The following is a 16,162-nucleotide window of genomic DNA, read 5'->3' on the forward strand; positions in this document are numbered from 1 at the left end:
CGCACACAAGCAACACAAACCTCATCGATCACCTTTGCGAACAGCGAAGCTTATCCTGTCAACATGATGCAACGTTATCCAACCATCATCAAGAAGCTTGTCCTATCGCCGATTCTGCATAACATTGCGTCGCGGTGCCAACGGGCGCCTTTCTTTTTCGACTGCAGTGAGGGATCGCCATGGCCGAGCCGTTTCTTTGGGGATCCGCCTTCTCGCCTCCGTCCGTGATCGGTCTCCCGCGTATGACGCCGCTCAGCAACGGCACCTTTCTGATCCTGGGCAAGACCGGGAGATATCCCGATTTCACACTCACGGCCTGGATCTACAATGCGGATGGATCCTTGAAAGCCAGGCAGGACCTCGACGTTCCTGATCACGAGGTGCCGGGTGTCTATGGAGACTTGGAGATTCCTGCCATCGACCCGATGGCGGCGGAGCTGCCGGACGGTCGGATTGCGATCACCTGGACCGTGAATACGCCTAGTTCCGGGAACACCTACGTGGCCCCCTGGATGTGTATCTACAGTGCCGATCTGGCGCCGACGGGAGCACCGAAGCCGGTTTTCGATCCGGTCTCTGGCGCCAGGGACTATGCGGAGTCCATCATCGCCCTTGATGATGGAACATTGGTGGTCAGCGCCCGCAACGAGAAGGACGGCCACGCCTATTTGCGCGTGTTCAGCCCGGACGGGACGCGCTCGGCGGCCTTGGACTTGGGCTTGGCCGGCGGTTCTGCGCCGGGAGTTGCTCTGACGGACGTTACCGCCCTGGCCAACGGCAATGTCGCCGTGGTGGTGCGCGAAGGCACGTCGTCCCTCAAAGGCTACGTGCTCACGCCATCCGATGTCGGCAACCCAGCTTCACCACCGTATTTTGAGATCTCAACAAGCACATCAATCCAGAAGGAAGCGGTCAAGGTCACGGCTCTTCGAGGCGGCGGCTTCGTGGTGACTTGGATGGAGCAAGGCTCGGCTGAAGAACCTGCTTTTAATGCCTTCTTCAGAGTCTACAGGCCCGATGGTACGGCCTCCGATGTAAAGCCCGTGTCGCCTCTTGCACTTCCAGACCTTCTCTCCGCCGGACATTCCGACGTGCTGTCACTTCCAAGCGGCGGGTTTGCGGTCGCTTATGAGAAGGCAACAGAACTTGTCGGCGGCGTGCCAGGATTTGAGGTCCATCTTGCGATCTTCGACGAGCATGGCGCACGTGTGAGCGACGACCTCCGTGTCAGCCAAAAGGCAACAACTGCATCCATCTATCTGCACGAACTCCACCCCATGGCGGATGGACGCATTCTCGTTCGTCACTCGCAAGGCATCCAGATCGTCGATCCTCGCGGCGAAGCGGTTTCATTGAAAGGGACCGCCAGAGACGATCATTACATCGGCACCGCCTTCAACGACACTCTCGATGGCGGAGCTGGTTCCGATGTTCTAAATGGCGCGGGTGGAATCGACTTCGTGTCGTTTGCGAGTTCAAGCATCGGTGTAACGGCGAGCCTTTCAGGCGCCTCCGGCGACGGTGTCGGCGACACCTGGATCTCCATCGAGGGCATCATCGGCTCATCCTTCGGCGATGTCTTCACCGGCAACGGCTCCTCGATCCTGAAAGGCCGCAGCGGCGACGATACTTATCGTATCAAGGCGGGAGACATTCTCGAAGAATCCGCCCATGAGGGACGCGACACGGTGCTTGTCGGCGGCAGCTATAAACTGCGCGCGGATGCAGAGGTGGAGGTTCTGAGGCTCTTCGGCATCTCGTCAAAGACGAGAGCCAACCTCACCGGTTCGGAAACCGCCAACGAGATCGTCGGCCATGGGGGCAAGAACACCCTCAGGGGCTTGAGCGGCAATGACGTGCTGAAAGCTTTGTCCGGCAACGATACGCTCAAGGGCGATGCCGGTGCCGACAAGCTGCACGGCGGCTCTGGCAAGGACAAGCTCTACGGCGGCACAGGCAGGGACGTGTTCGTATTCGACACCAAGCCCAGCAAGAGCACCAATGTCGATCGGATTTACGACTTCAACCCGAAATACGACTCCATCCAGTTAGAGAACAAGATTTTCACGAAACTCGGCAAGGGCTCGACCAAGGGCTCGACCAAGGGCGTGAAATTCAAGAAGGACATGTTCGTGAAGGGCGATGCGGCCAAGGACAAGGAGGACCGCATCATCTACGACAACAAGACAGGCGCACTCTCTTACGACCAGGACGGCACCGGATCGAAGGCCCAGGTGAAGATTGCAACCTTGTCCAAGAACCTCAAGCTCTCCTATCACGACTTCTTCGTGATCTGAGCAATAGTGAAGGCTGCAGGCGTTTCCGCACTGTCATCCCGGGGCTGCGCAGCAGAGCCCGGGATCCATAGCCGCTGACGGTGCAGGATGAGGCATCCCGCTGCCGGTCCTCTTCTGACGCGTAGTGTTGATGGATCCCCGCCTGCGCGGGAATGACAGTGGCGGCACAAGAGCTCGCCAGCATCACCGTGTCAGCATTTGCCCTCCCTTTAAGCACCCTCTATACCGTCCTCTCCATCGTCGCGGAGGAAGGGCTCATCATGAAAGCGGTTCTCTTCGAGCAGTTCGGCCAGCCGCCGCGCGTGCAGAACGTGCCCGATCCTACGCCCGCTCCGGAAGGCGTCGTGATCAAGGTGGAGGCCACGGGTCTTTGCCGCAGCGACTGGCATGGCTGGATGGGGCACGATCCCGACGTGGTGCTGCCGCATGTGCCGGGGCACGAGCTCGCCGGCACGGTGCTCGCCACGGGCAAGCAGGTGACGCGCTGGAGGAAGGGCGACCGTGTCACCGTGCCGTTCGTCGGTGGATGCGGCCACTGCCATGAATGCAATTCCGGCAACCATCAGGTCTGCGAGCAGCAGTTCCAGCCGGGCTTCACCGCCTGGGGCTCGTTTGCGGAATATGTGGCGGTCGACTATGCCGACACGAACCTCGTCGCCCTGCCCGAGGAACTCGACTTCGCCACCGCGGCAAGCCTCGGCTGTCGCTTTGTCACGTCGTTTCGCGCCGTCGTCGACCAGGGCCGGGTGAAGCCCGGCGAGTGGGTGGCGGTTCATGGCTGCGGCGGCGTCGGGCTGTCGGCCATCATGATCGCAAGCGCCATGGGGGCGAACGTGATCGCCGTCGATCTGACCGACGAGAAGCTCGCCTTCGCGCGGGAGATGGGCGCTGTCGCGACCGTCAATGCCCGCGACGCCGCTGACGTGGTTGGCGCCGTGAAGGAGATCACCAGGGGCGGCGCCCATGTGTCCATCGATGCATTGGGCAGCCCCGCGACCTGCTTCAACTCCATCGCCAACCTGCGCCGGCGCGGGCGTCACGTGCAGATCGGGCTGATGCTGGGCGATCATGCCCGGGCAGTCGTGCCGATGGCGCAGGTCATCGCACATGAGCTCGAGATCTACGGCAGCCATGGCATGCAGGCCTTCCGGTATCAGGACATGATGGCGATGATCCGCACGGGCAAGCTCGCGCCGCAAAAGCTGGTCGGCAAGCACCTGAGCTTGGAGGAAGCGCCTGCCGCCCTCATGGCCATGGATCGCTTCGAAGGCCTCGGCATCAGCGTCGTCACACGGTTTTGAGAATAGCCGCACCGCATTGTTGAACGCGCTTGAAGCGCGCTATGTAAGTCGTCTGCCGCATTGCCGCGCTGGAGAGTTCGATGGCCTATCTGCCCGCCGAAAATCGCTACGAGTCGATGACCTACAACCGGTGCGGCCGCAGCGGGCTGCTGCTGCCGGCGATCTCGCTCGGGCTCTGGCACAATTTCGGCGAGGACAAGTCCGCCGCCACGGCGCGGGAGATCTGCCGCACGGCGTTCGATCTCGGCATCACGCATTTCGACCTCGCCAACAATTACGGCCCACCTCCGGGCTCGGCGGAAACCCTGTTCGGCGACATCCTGCGCCACGACTTCCACGGCCTGCGGGACGAGATGGTGATCTCCACCAAGGCGGGCTACCGCATGTGGCCGGGCCCCTATGGCGAGTGGGGCAGCCGCAAGTATCTTCTCTCCAGCCTCGACCAGAGCCTCAAGCGGATGGGGCTCGACTACGTGGACATCTTCTATTCCCACCGCTTCGATCCGGACACGCCGCTGGAGGAGACCATGATGGCGCTTGACTCCGCGGTGCGACAGGGCAAGGCGCTCTATGTGGGCCTCTCCTCCTACAACAGCCAGCGCACCCGCGAGGCCGTTGCGATCCTGCGCGAACTGAAGACGCCGTGCATCATCCACCAGCCGAGCTATTCTATGCTCAACCGCTGGATCGAGGAAGACGGGCTCCTCGACACCCTCGACGATCTCGGCATGGGCTCCATCGTGTTCTCGCCGCTGGCCCAGGGCATGCTGACGACGAAATATCTGAACGGCATTCCTGAGGAGAGCCGCGCCGCACAGGGCAAGTCCCTGCGCACCACCTTCCTGAACGAGGACAATCTCGCCCGCATCCGCGGCCTCAACGACATTGCCGAGCGGCGCGGGCAGAGTCTGGCCCAGATGGCGCTCGCCTGGGTGCTGCGCGGCGGGCGCGTGACCTCGGCGCTCATCGGCGCGAGCCGCCCCGAGCAGGTGGTCGATTGCGTGGGCGCGCTCAAGAACCTGTCCTTCACCCCCGAGGAGCTTGCCGAGATCGACCGTTTCGCCGGAGAGGGCAACCTGAACATCTGGGCCGCCTCGGCGGAGCGGAAGGGTCCATCGAGATAGGGCGGGCCGGAATCCCCAGACTCTTCGGGGATACCTCTTTCGAGGGACTTGAGAAGCCGGTTAACAAGTGGTTAATGCAAAGCTTCATTGGCCATCTGTCCCAGGTCTCTTCCATGGTCCCTGCCACCGCTACCGACAATCGCCGGAACGCCAGGCGCTTTCCTGCCCATCACCCGGCGCAGATCATGCTGGGACCCGACGCGATGATCCCCTGCACCGTGCGGGACATCTCGACCGGTGGTGCCAGGATCGCCCTGAAGCCGCAGATGGACCTGCCCGAGACTTTCGAATTGTTCATCGCAGCCCACGACCTGCAGGTCCGGCGGGCGCGGGTGTGCTGGCGCAGGGGCGACTTCGCCGGCATCGCGTTCAGCTCCGACGAGGCCGATGCCGCGATGAATGTGGAAGCGCCCCGGACGCTCACCTTCGAGGATTGCCTGGATCAAGCCGCCATGCCGGCCCATCTTGCGGCCAAACCGGCGCGCAAGAACCTCAAGCTCTGGCAGACGAGCGTCTGACCGTCACTTGAGCGCTTCCAACGGGGAGCGCTCGATCGAAAAACGCCTCAGCGGCGCCCGAACAGGCGTTCGATGTCCGTGAGCTTGAGCTCCACGTAAGTCGGCCGGCCGTGGTTGCACTGGCCCGACAGCGGCGTGGATTCCATCTCGCGCAGGAGCGCATTCATCTCCTCGGGCCGCATGCGGCGGCCCGCACGGATGGAGCCGTGGCACGACATGCGCGAGAGCACGGCATCGAGCCGCTCCTCGAGCGGGTTCGAGGACCCCTGCCCCCATTCCGCGAGCGCATCCGCCACATCCTGCACCAGCGCCTTGATGCGCCCGCCCGCGAGCGCGGACGGCACTTCGCGCACGAGAAGTGCACCATGCCCGAACGGCTCGACCACGAGGCCGAGGCCCTCCAGGGCAGCCGATTCCGCCAGCACCCGGTCCGCATCCACGGGATCGAGATCGACCACCTCGGGGATGAGCAGCAATTGCCGGGCGATGCCGGACGAGGCGCGCTCGCGCTTCAGCCGCTCGTAGACGAGGCGCTCATGCGCGGCGTGCTGATCGACGATGACGATGCCGTCCTGCGTCTGGGCCACGATATAGGTGCCGTGCAGCTGCGCACGGGCGGCGCCCAGCGGCGCGTCCCCTTCCCGAGATTCGGCCTCCTGCAACGTCGCGCGGCTGTCGGCGGAGGGTGCTGCAAGATCGGGCAGGCTCGCCTGCCGCTCGGCAAGGCCCGGAGCGGATGCATAGACTGGATCCGGCGCATCGAGCGGGGCCTGCCAATCGGCGAAGGCGCCGGTCGGACGGATCGGGTGCGTGCGCTGCGGATAGGCGGAGCGCATGGGCAGCGCGCCTTGCGGGCGCAGGCTTTCGAGCGTGCGCGTGCCGCCGGTGGACGAGGCCCGGAAGGCATGGCGGGTGATCGCCTCCTTGAGGGCCGCCACCACGAAGCCGCGCACGAAGGCGGGATCGCGGAAGCGCACTTCGGTCTTCGCCGGATGCACGTTCACGTCGACGCTGCGCGGATCGAGCTCGATCATGATTGCGAGCACCGGATGGCGGTCGGAGGCCATGACGTCCGCATAGGCGCCGCGCACGGCGCCGAGCAGCAGCTTGTCGCGCACGGGCCGCCCGTTGACCACGAAGTGGATCGCCGTGCCGGTGCCGCGGTGATAGGTCGGCAGGCTGGCAAAACCGGAAAGCCGCACGCCCTCGCGCTCCACGCCGATGGCCATGGCGTTCTCGTGGAACTCCGCGCCCAGCACCCGCGACAGGCGGCGCAGGAAGCCATGCTCGCCGGGCTCCTCCGGCGGATAGGTGAAGGCGGTGATGTGCTCGCCCGACAGGGTGAAGCGCACGGTGGGATGCGCGATGGCAAGGCGCTTGACGATCTCCGCCACGGCCTGCGCCTCCGAGCGGTCGCTCTTCAGGAATTTCAGGCGCGCGGGCGTGGCGGAAAACAGGTCCGTCACCTCGACGCGGGTGCCCTTGGGCGCGGGCGCGGGCCGCACCGGGCTCTTGATGCCCGCTTCCACCACGATGGCGCTGCCGGTCTCGGCTTCCGCTGTCCGCGACACGATGGACAGGCGCGCCACCGCGCCGATAGACGGCAGGGCCTCGCCGCGAAAGCCCAGGGTGTTGATGGCGAACAGGTCGCCGTCCGGTAGCTTCGAGGTCGCGTGGCGCTCGACCGCGAGTTCCAGATCCTCGGGCGTCATGCCCCTTCCGTCGTCGACGATGCGGATCAGGCGGCGCCCGCCCGCCTCCACGGTGATCTCGATGGAGCTGGCGCCCGCATCGACGGCGTTCTCGACCAGTTCCTTCACGGCCGCCGCCGGGCGCTCGACGACCTCGCCCGCAGCGATGCGGTCGACGAGGATGGGATCGAGGCGGCGGACGTGCATGAGGATCGCGGGTCTCAAGGATTCGATGAAGGGAAGATAGGCGTTGAAGGCGGCGGAAACCAGAATGCGCGACGTTATTCCCGTACCCCATTCGTCATCTCGGACGAAGCGCAGCGCAGATCCGGGATCGCGTGCAGGATGTGGTGAAAGTCTCCCTCTCCCTGAGGGGAGAGGTAAAAGGGAGCCACACTTGTCGAACGATCCCGGATCGCCTGTGGCGTCCGGGATGACGCCCAGAGCGCTACCCCTGCGCCAGGTACTGCTTCGCCAGGATCTTGCCCTCTTCCACGGCAGGCTGGTCGAACGGGTCGACCCCCAGGGCGTAGCCGGCCAGAATCGTCTCCAGCATGAAATGCATGAGCAGTTCGCCCACCGCGCGCTCGTCGAGCTTTTCGATGTGGATCTGCCGCGTCGGGCGGCCGTTCCGGGCCAGCGTGTCGGCAGTGGCGCGTCCCTGCGCGGCCACGAGATCGCCGATATGCTTGCCGCCGAAGCCCGCCTCTCCGGCCCGCTTGGCGAGCTTCTCGTCCATGAGCGGCCCCTTGCCCGCCACGCCCGTGGTCATGACCGTGAAGAGCTTGTCGTTGGGGCCTGCGAGATAAAGCTGGAGCTGGCTGTGCTGATCGACCGGCCCGATGGCCGCCACCGGCTGGGTGCCGTGGCCGTCCTTGCCGACGCTCTCGGCCCAGAGCTGCACCCACCAGCGGGTGAAGCGCTCGAGCCGGTCCGCATAGGCCATCGCCACCGTGATGCCCTTGCCGCTCCGGGCCATGGCCACGTTGAGCGCCGCACCGAGCGCCGCCGGCGCGTCCTTGGCGGCGGCGCCGTTGCGGAACGGCTCATAGGCTTCCGCAGCCCCCTGGCGGATGGCCGCGATGTCGAGGCCGAGCACGGCTGCCGGGAGCAGGCCCACATTGGTGAGCACCGAATAGCGCCCGCCGATGCCGGTGTGATGTTCGAGGAACCGCACGCCTTCCGGCTCCAGCAGATCGCGCAGGGCATTCCGCCCGCCGTCCTTGCGCGGCTCGGAGAGGCCGAGGAACACGTCCTTGGGATGCGCGCTCAGGCCTGCCTTGTCGAGGGCCGTGAGCACGGCAATCGTCTGCATCAGGGTCTCGCCCGTGCCGCCGGATTTCGAGATCGCCACGAACTTGGTCGAGGAGAGCGGCAGCTTGTGGAGGATGCGATCAAACGTGATGGGGTCGAGATTGTCGAGGAAATGGACCCGCGGGCTCTCGGTGAACCGCCCGGCGCCCGGAACCGCATAATCCTTCAGCTGGGCCACGGTCTGGCCGCCGAGGCTCGAGCCGCCGGTGCCGAGGAAGACCACGTCGGTGGCATCGTCCCGCAGGAAGGTTGCGGCCTCGCGGATGCTGGCCATGTCGTCCGTCGTGCGGGGCATGTGGAGCAGCGGCAGCCGGCCGGAGGAGTCATCCTCCGCCAGCCGCTTCATGGCCTCGCCGACCCGTTGAAGCGCCTCGTCGAGAGCCGCCTGCGGCAGACCGCCTTCCCCGATGCTGGATTCGAGGGCAAGATTGATCGATTGCTGCAGGGCCATAGGCGTACTCCGACTCGTTGCAAGTTGGAGCGCAAGATTAGGGCACCGAGCCGGGCACGGCTAGGGTACAAGCCCGACTGCCCACTGCTCAGGGGAGCCAGCCGCTCACTGAGGGCCCCTGGCCGGGACTTATCCCGGCCCACCGGGACTTATTCCGACCCACCGGGACGAACTCACACGCCGGTCGGGCGCCCCGCGATCACCGTCAGCATCTTCCCGTCGCCGAAGATGCGCTCGGCGGCGCTGCGGATGTCGGCCTGGGTCACCGCGCCGACGAGCGCGTTGCGGCGGCCGATGTAGTCGATGCCGAGACCCTCGAAGGCAATCTGCGCCAGGGTATGGGCGATCTTGGTCGAGGTGTCGAAGCCGAGCGCATAGGAGCCGATGAGATAGTCCTTGGCCTTCTGGAGCTCGTCGTCCGACGGACCCTCGCTCGTGAGCTTCGCCATCTCACCGGCGATCACGTCGAGAGCCTCGACGACGCGCTCGTTCTTGGTCGCGGTATAGCCCCAGGTCATGGCGGCGGAGCGGTAGCTCACCAGCGACGTGCCGACGCTGTAGGCGAGGCCGCGCTTCTCGCGCACCTCCTGGAACAGGCGCGACGTGAAGGCGCCGCCGCCGAGGATGTGGTTGAGCACATAGGCCGGGATGAAGTCCGGATCGCGCCAAGCGACGCCGTTCATGCCGAAGCGGATGACCGATTGCGGTACGTCGAGATCGACCACGATGCGCGAGCCGATCTTCTGCAGCATCGCGGGCTCGATGATGCCCAGCGGCTTCGCCTCGGGCAGGGAGCCGAACACCCTGTCGAGCAGCGCCGACAGATTATCGGAATTGATGGCACCGACGATCGCGACCTTGACGCGACCGCGGGCGATGATCGCCCGGTGCATGGCCACGAGATCGTCGCGGGTGATCGCCGCGACGCTCTCCGGCGTGCCGGAAGTCGGGCGGCCGTAGGGGTGCCCCGCATAGCCTTCTTCGAAGAAGCGGCGGGTGGCCATGACGCCCGGATCGTTCTGCTGGTATTTCAGGCCGGCAATCGTCTGGGCGCGCACGCGCTCGATGGAATCCTGATCGAAGCGCGGCTCGGCCAGCGCCAGGCGCAGCAGCTCGAAGGCCTCGTCCGCATGCTTGACCAGGGTCTTGAGGGAACCGCCGAGCGCATCGTTGCCCGCGTTGAAGGACAGCTCGATGGCGCGAGCTGCGAGCCGCTCCTGGAACGTATCGGAGTCGTATTCGCCCGCGCCCTCGTCGAGCAGGCGCGCGAGCATCTGCGCCACACCCGGCTTGTCGGCCGGGTCATGAGCCGAACCGCCCTCGAAGATGAACGAGACGGCGATGAGCGGCACCACGTCGGACTCGACGTGCCAGGCCTCGACACCGCCCGGCGAGGTGATCGCCTTCACCTGGGTCGGAGACGAGGACAGGGTTTCGACAGAAGCTGTCATTGTGACCTCAAATTCTGGGGCAGGCAGCTCAGGAAGCCGACTTCTGCAGGTAGCCCGTCACGGACCGGCGGGGGACAAGATAGCGCTCGGCCGCGGAGGCCAGATCGTCCTTGAGAACGGTCTCGATCTCCACCGGCCAGCGGCGCACCTCCTCGATGGTCTCGCCGATGGCGAGCGCCGAACCGTAGATGCGGGCCAGCGAGGACTGGCTGTCGGTGGAATAGATCGTCTCGGCCACGAGGCGCGTCTTGGCGCGCTCGATGGAATCCGCATCCAGCGCCTCGGACGGAATCGTCTTGAGCACCTGATCGACGGCCTCTTCCAGCGCCTGCAGCGACACGCCCTCGGACGGAACCGCATAGACGCAGAACCGCGTGTCCTCCATGGCGGAGGACATGTACCAAGCGCCCGCATTCACTGCGATGCCGCGCTCCATCACGAGCTTGCGGTAGAGATACGAGGTCGGGCCGCCGCCGATGACCTCGGCGAGAAGCTCGAGCGAATAGCAATCGCGCTGTGAGGCGGTGCGGCAGGACGGCACGAGATAGAGCCGCTGCATGGTGGGCTGCTCGACCTTGGGATCCGCCACCGTGATATGGCGGGCCGCCACCGGCTCCGGCTCACGCGGGCGCACGCGCACCGGCCGCTTGCCCTGCGGGGCGATGCGGCCATAGGTGCCGTCGGCGAGGCGGCGCACCTCGTCCTCGGTCACGTCGCCGGCCACCACGAGAATGCCGTTCTCGGGCGTGTAGAAACGGCGGTAATAATCGAGCGCGTGATCGCGGTTGAGCGTTTCGATCTCATGCATCCAGCCGATGATCGGAATGCCGTAAGGGTGATGCACGAAGAGCGAGGCGGCCATGGCCTCGGAGAGCTGGGCCGACGGATCGGTCTCGACCCGCATGCGGCGCTCTTCCAGCACCACGTCGCGCTCCGGAGCGATGACGCCCTCCTCCAGGAGGAGGTTCGTCATACGGTCCGCCTCGAACTCCATCATGGTCTTGAGGTTCTCGCGGGTGACCCGCTGGAAATAGGCCGTGTAGTCGAAGGAGGTGAACGCATTCTCCTGGCCGCCGAGGCCGGATACGACTTTCGAGAACTCGCCGGCCGGGTGCTTCTCGGTGCCCTTGAACATCAGGTGCTCGAGGAAGTGCGCGATACCCGATTGTCCGATCGGATCGTCGGCCGAACCGTTGCGGTACCAGATCATGTGCGTGACCACGGGAACGCGGCGGTCGGGAATCACCACGACGTCGAGGCCGTTGTCGAGGGTGAAGGAAGACAGGTTCGGGCCACTGCCTTCCGTTCGCCCGAAGGAAGCGGCGTCGGCGCGGAGAATGGGCTTAGAGGCAGTGTCCATGACGTTTCAACCTTGGCGACATCAAATCGTTTCGCAGGATAGACCTACGGGAATAGTCAAATCGGGGGGGTACGCAAGCGAGGCCGGGGAAATTTTCGGGGGGATGGTTCGTGGCAGAAGGCGGAACCAGGCTTGGCCTTTCAGGGTCCCCATAACGTTTTCAGGCGAAGCGGGGGAACCCGTTCGCCTGAAAAAGAGAGAAGAGAGAATGGTTACTGCCGGCGACGCTCTTGCTGCTGGCGGATGAAGGCCTGGGGACCTTCCGGATCGCCGTTGATCACCGGATCGGCGGAAGCCTTGAGGCGACCGCCGCCCTGAGCCTTGAGCAGCGTTCCCGGAGGATCGCTGAGGTAGCGGCGCTCCAGGCCGTCGCCTTCCAGCTCGACCTTGTCGTTCTTGCTGAACGACCGCAGCTCGTCCGGGGTCATGCGGCTCATGTCGGCCTGCGAGCCGGACCGGACCGGGGGAGTCGTGGCGATGTTGTTCGGGTTGCGGGCGGCGCGCATCTCGTCGATGGAGAGCCGCTTGCCCTCGTTGAGCTTGTAGCTCTCGGTCTCGGTAAACGGCGTCCGGGCCTCGGCCGCTGCCTTGCGGCGTGCCGCCACATCGGGGTCCTTGGGCCAGTTGCCGTTGCGCGCCTCGGCACCGCCGCCCGGCGCCGGAGCCGGCAGGTTCATGCTCGGCGGAAGCACGAGCGGAGCACGCTCGTTATAGACGATGGGTTCCTTTTCCTTGGGAATGATGCCGATGGAGCCAAGGATGCTCTTCATGCCCACACCCTCCTGCGCCGAAGCGCCGGTAGCGGCGACCAGAAGCGCCAGAGCCCCCGCGCACCCTACGATTTTCATTCCCTTCATGGCACCCACCATCTGGTTTCTCGTTGTGGCTGGAAGGCCTGATCGCTCATTCTGGCGAACATATGGCAGCCGGGCGCTGCAGAATATCATTTCTTGGCCCGCCGCCCTTCCAGCACGAAGGAGTCATAGAGCAAACCGACCACCCCCGCAACGATGGCCGCGTCGGCCACGTTGAACACGTACCAGGACCACGACCCGATGTGGAATTGGATGAAGTCGAACACGGCGCCAAACCAGAGACGATCAATGACGTTGCCGACGGCTCCACCCACAATCAGGCCGAGGGAGGCTGCCAGGAGCTTGGCCGGGGTGCGGCGGATCCAGACGGAGAGGCCTATGGCGGCGAGGATCGAGACCACGATCAGGACCCAGCGGCCAAGATCGGAACTCTGCTGGAACAGCCCATAGGAGATGCCCCGGTTCCAGACCACGATCAGGTTGATGAAGGATGTCAGCTCGACAGGCTCTTTCACCGGAAGATTGTAGATATAGAAGGTGTAGAGCTTGGTGGCCTGGTCGAAGACGAGCGTGATCAGGGCGAAGGAGAAGCCGAGGATCGCCGCCGTCGAGAGACCTTTGCTGGCCGAGCGGCCCCGGCCGGAGTTCCTCGGGCTGCGCGGACGCGTCGCAGCGCCGGGGCGCTGCGGGCCGGCCTGGGAGGTCGTCCCTGCCTCGGGAAGCGGCGCGCCCGTCTCGTTCGCCTTGCTCATTCCGCCGCCGCCTTGAGCTGGTCCCACTCCCGCAGGGCTGCCGCGTCGCGGGGCGTTACGTCCGGGTAATCCGGATCGGCGCCGACATCGGGCGAGACCTTCCACGAGCGGGCGCATTTGCGACCCTCGGCGAGCGCCGGCACCACGGCCACGCCCTTCACGTCCTCGAGGCGGAAAGCATCAGTTGGCCCCTCGCCCTGCACCAACCGGATGCCGGACGTGATGCAGATCTCGGCGAGGTCGAGGCCCTGCACGGCCTGGAGCAGGCTCTCATCCGCGATGTGCACGATGGGTGCGGCCTCCAGGCTCGCGCCGATGCGCTTCTGCGCGCGCTCGATCTCCAGCGCGCCCGTGACCACGCGGCGCACGCGGCGCACCTTCGCCCAGCGTTCGGCGAGCGCCTCGTCGCGCCATTCCGCCGGCACGTCGGGGAAAGTTTCGAGATGCACCGACTCGGCCTCCGGATAGCGCTCGAGCCACGCCTCCTCGGCCGTGAAGGCCAGGATCGGGGCGATCCAGGTGGCCACGCAGCGGAAGGTCTGGTCGATCACGGTGAGCGCGCTCTTGCGCACCTTGCCCGAGATCGGGTCGCAGTAGAGCGCGTCCTTGCGGATGTCGAAATAGAAGGCCGACAGGTCCGTGGTCATGAACGAGGTCAGCAGGGCGACGACGCGCTTGTAGTCGTAGTTGCTGTAAGCCTCGCGCACCTCGCCGCCGAGTTCCACCAGGCGGTGGAGCACGAAGCGCTCCAGCTCGGGCATGTCCTTGAAGGCGACCTTGTCGGCCTCGCGGAAATGGGCGAGCGAGCCCAGCATCCAGCGGATCGTGTTGCGCAGCTTGCGATAGGTCTCGGCCGTGGTCTTGATGATCTCCGGGCCGATGCGCTGATCGTCCCAGTAATCCACCGAGGCCGTCCAGAGGCGCAGGATGTCGGCGCCGTAATCCTTGATGATGGTCTGGGGCGCCACCGTGTTGCCGAGCGACTTCGACATCTTGCGGCCCTGCTCGTCGAGCGTGAAGCCGTGCGTGACGACGATGTCGTAGGGCGCGCGGCCGCGCGTGCCGCAGCTCTCGAGCAGCGACGAGTGGAACCAGCCGCGATGCTGGTCGGAGCCCTCCAGGTACATCACCTGATCGGGCCCGCCGTCCACCTTGCGTTGCACCTTCAGGTCCTCGCGCTTCTCCAGCGCGAAGGCGTGGGTGCAGCCGGAGTCGAACCACACGTCGAGGATGTCGTTGACCTTGTCGAAATCGCTCAAGTCGTAGCCGCCGGCCTTGAGGAAGCGCGAGCCGTCATCCGCATACCACGCATCGGCGCCCTCCTTCTCGAAGGCCTCCGCGATGGCGCTGTTGACGCGCTCGTCCTTGAGGATTTCGTTGCTGCCCTTCCTCACGAAGACCGCAATCGGCACGCCCCAGGCGCGCTGGCGCGACACCACCCAGTCGGGACGGTTGGCGATCATGCCGTTGATGCGGTTCTCGCCGGATTCCGGCACCCATTCGACGGTCTCGATGCCATGGAGCGCGCGCTGACGGAGCGTATCGCCCTTGTCGTCCAGCGGCTTGTCCATGGAGATGAACCATTGCGGCGTGTTGCGGAAGATCAGCGGACCTTTCGAGCGCCAGGAATGGGGATACTGGTGCTTGAGGCGCCCGCGCGCGATCAGCGCACCGACTTCCACGAGCTTCCTGATGACGGCTTCGTTGGCGCCCGCATCCTTGCCCTTGTCGTCGTAGATGCGCTCGCCCGCGAAGAACGGCACGTCGGGAAAATAGGACGAGTTGGGCGAGACCGTGTGCGGCACTTCCTTCGTGCCGCAGGCCGCGAACACGTCGCGGTGCTTCACGTAGGTGTTGTAGTCGTCGGCGCCGTGGCCGGGAGCCGTGTGCACGAAGCCCGTGCCGGCGTCGTCGGTGACGTAATCGGCCGGCAGCACCGGCACGCCGAAATCCCAGTAGCCGTTGGCGCCCTCGAGCCCGCGGAACGGATGCGCGCAGCGCTCGATCATCACCGGCAGCACGTCCTTGACGCGCTCGTATCCGGCGACGCGGGCGGCAGCGAACACGTCGGCCGCGAGCTTGTCGGCGATCACCAGACGGTCGCCCACCTTGGCCCAGTTGTCGTCGGCTGCGTCCGTCACCGTGTAGAGGCCGTAGGCGATGTTCTCGCCATAGGCGATGGCGCGGTTGGCCGGGATCGTCCAGGGAGTCGTCGTCCAGATCACCACGGAGGCGCCGTCGAGATCGCCGTCCAGCGTGTTGGTGATCTTGAACTTCACCCAGATCGTCGTGGAGGTCTTCTCGTGATACTCGACCTCGGCCTCGGCGAGCGCGGTCTTCTCCACGGAGGACCACATCACCGGCTTCGAGCCGCGATAGAGCTGGTCGCTCACGGCGAACTTGATGATCTCGCGGGCGATCTGCGCTTCCGCATCATACGACATGGTCTGGTAGGGGTTCGCCCAGTCGCCCTCGACGCCGAGGCGCTTGAACTCCTCGCGCTGCACGTCGATCCACTTCTCGGCAAACGCCCGGCACTCGCGGCGGAACTCGACGATGTCCACGTCGTCCTTGTTCTTGCCCTTGGCGCGGTATTCCTCCTCGATCTTCCACTCGATCGGCAGGCCGTGGCAGTCCCAGCCGGGCACGTAGTTGGAATCGAAGCCGAGCATGCCCTGGGAGCGGACCACCAGGTCCTTCAGGATCTTGTTGAGGGCGTGGCCGATATGGATATTGCCGTTGGCATAGGGAGGCCCGTCGTGGAGCACGAAGCGCGGACGGCCCTTCTGGACCTCGCGCAGGCGCTGGTAGAGCCTCTTCTCGTTCCAGCGCTGCAGGAGCAGCGGCTCCCGCTGCGGCAGGCCGGCCCGCATGGGGAACTCGGTCTGAGGCAGGAACAGGGTTTCGGAATAGTCGCGGGCGGCGCTTGCAGGCTTATCGGTCATGACGGTCGATCAGGTCTCGTGTGGCCCGGGACAGGCGGGCGCATCAGGCTTCTCTCAGGGCGAACGGCTAGGATCCCGGACCTTCGCAGGTCATGCGAAAGCCGGGCCGATAATTCGCGCCGCGCCTATCCGGGCCGCCGGCA

11 protein-coding genes are annotated in these 16,162 nt (G+C 65.3%); 4 read left to right on the top strand and 7 right to left on the bottom strand.

Annotated features, from left to right (window positions below):
- The first annotated feature begins 179 nt into the window (after positions 1 to 179).
- The 4 genes from JAO75_RS03230 (at position 180) to JAO75_RS03245 (ending at position 5,240) form a co-directional block, all read left to right on the top strand.
- Positions 180 to 2,297, top strand: coding sequence for a calcium-binding protein (locus JAO75_RS03230; protein ID WP_199046641.1), 2,118 nt, complete (start codon positions 180 to 182; stop codon positions 2,295 to 2,297).
- Positions 2,298 to 2,557: 260 nt separating this feature from the next.
- On the top strand, positions 2,558 to 3,598 hold the full coding sequence (locus tag JAO75_RS03235; protein ID WP_199046643.1) for a zinc-dependent alcohol dehydrogenase family protein: 1,041 nt from the start codon (positions 2,558 to 2,560) through the stop codon (positions 3,596 to 3,598).
- Between the two features lie 80 nt (positions 3,599 to 3,678).
- Positions 3,679 to 4,722, top strand: a complete 1,044-nt coding sequence (mgrA, locus tag JAO75_RS03240; protein WP_199046645.1) for an L-glyceraldehyde 3-phosphate reductase — start codon at positions 3,679 to 3,681, stop codon at positions 4,720 to 4,722.
- 113 nt (positions 4,723 to 4,835) lie between these two features.
- The gene (locus tag JAO75_RS03245) at positions 4,836 to 5,240 is read left to right on the top strand and encodes a PilZ domain-containing protein (RefSeq protein WP_199046647.1); all 405 of its coding nucleotides are present in this window, start codon (positions 4,836 to 4,838) and stop codon (positions 5,238 to 5,240) included.
- 47 nt (positions 5,241 to 5,287) lie between these two features.
- Here the strand turns inward: JAO75_RS03245 and mutL are convergent, their stop codons facing one another.
- The 7 genes from mutL to ileS all read right to left on the bottom strand — a co-directional run bounded on the left by mutL (position 5,288) and on the right by ileS (position 16,019).
- The gene (mutL, locus tag JAO75_RS03250) at positions 5,288 to 7,138 is read right to left on the bottom strand and encodes a DNA mismatch repair endonuclease MutL (RefSeq protein ID WP_199046649.1); all 1,851 of its coding nucleotides are present in this window, start codon (positions 7,136 to 7,138) and stop codon (positions 5,288 to 5,290) included.
- A 241-nt stretch (positions 7,139 to 7,379) separates the two neighbouring features.
- Positions 7,380 to 8,696, bottom strand: a complete 1,317-nt coding sequence (locus JAO75_RS03255; RefSeq protein WP_199046651.1) for a glucose-6-phosphate isomerase — start codon at positions 8,694 to 8,696, stop codon at positions 7,380 to 7,382.
- A 173-nt stretch (positions 8,697 to 8,869) separates the two neighbouring features.
- The gene (locus JAO75_RS03260; RefSeq protein WP_199046652.1) at positions 8,870 to 10,147 is read right to left on the bottom strand and encodes a M16 family metallopeptidase; all 1,278 of its coding nucleotides are present in this window, start codon (positions 10,145 to 10,147) and stop codon (positions 8,870 to 8,872) included.
- A 28-nt stretch (positions 10,148 to 10,175) separates the two neighbouring features.
- Positions 10,176 to 11,507 carry a M16 family metallopeptidase gene (locus JAO75_RS03265; RefSeq protein ID WP_199046653.1) on the bottom strand — a complete coding sequence of 444 codons (1,332 nt, stop codon included), beginning with the start codon at positions 11,505 to 11,507 and terminating at the stop codon, positions 10,176 to 10,178.
- Between the two features lie 212 nt (positions 11,508 to 11,719).
- Positions 11,720 to 12,364, bottom strand: a complete 645-nt coding sequence (locus JAO75_RS03270) for a hypothetical protein (RefSeq protein WP_199046654.1) — start codon at positions 12,362 to 12,364, stop codon at positions 11,720 to 11,722.
- An 86-nt stretch (positions 12,365 to 12,450) separates the two neighbouring features.
- Entirely contained in the window at positions 12,451 to 12,921 is a 471-nt protein-coding gene (gene lspA / locus JAO75_RS03275) for a signal peptidase II (protein ID WP_343234547.1), read from the bottom strand.
- Between the two features lie 149 nt (positions 12,922 to 13,070).
- Entirely contained in the window at positions 13,071 to 16,019 is a 2,949-nt protein-coding gene (ileS, locus tag JAO75_RS03280; protein ID WP_199046656.1) for an isoleucine--tRNA ligase, read from the bottom strand.
- Positions 16,020 to 16,162 lie beyond the last annotated feature (143 nt).

Origin of the sequence: Microvirga splendida, assembly GCF_016427565.1 — a bacterium.
In the GTDB taxonomy this organism is placed as follows: Bacteria; Pseudomonadota; Alphaproteobacteria; order Rhizobiales; family Beijerinckiaceae; genus Microvirga; species Microvirga splendida.

Bases quoted from the DNA above. Each gene is read 5' to 3' on its own strand.
- mutL (WP_199046649.1), bottom strand. From the start codon at position 7,138: ATGCACGTCCGCCGCCTCGATCCCATCCTCGTCGACCGCATCGCTGCG.
- JAO75_RS03265 (WP_199046653.1), bottom strand. From the start codon at position 11,507: ATGGACACTGCCTCTAAGCCCATTCTCCGCGCCGACGCCGCTTCCTTC.
- JAO75_RS03230 (WP_199046641.1), top strand. From the start codon at position 180: ATGGCCGAGCCGTTTCTTTGGGGATCCGCCTTCTCGCCTCCGTCCGTG.
- JAO75_RS03245 (WP_199046647.1), top strand. From the start codon at position 4,836: ATGGTCCCTGCCACCGCTACCGACAATCGCCGGAACGCCAGGCGCTTT.
- JAO75_RS03260 (WP_199046652.1), bottom strand. From the start codon at position 10,147: ATGACAGCTTCTGTCGAAACCCTGTCCTCGTCTCCGACCCAGGTGAAG.
- JAO75_RS03270 (WP_199046654.1), bottom strand. From the start codon at position 12,364: ATGAAGGGAATGAAAATCGTAGGGTGCGCGGGGGCTCTGGCGCTTCTG.
- ileS (WP_199046656.1), bottom strand. From the start codon at position 16,019: ATGACCGATAAGCCTGCAAGCGCCGCCCGCGACTATTCCGAAACCCTG.
- JAO75_RS03255 (WP_199046651.1), bottom strand. From the start codon at position 8,696: ATGGCCCTGCAGCAATCGATCAATCTTGCCCTCGAATCCAGCATCGGG.
- mgrA (WP_199046645.1), top strand. From the start codon at position 3,679: ATGGCCTATCTGCCCGCCGAAAATCGCTACGAGTCGATGACCTACAAC.
- JAO75_RS03235 (WP_199046643.1), top strand. From the start codon at position 2,558: ATGAAAGCGGTTCTCTTCGAGCAGTTCGGCCAGCCGCCGCGCGTGCAG.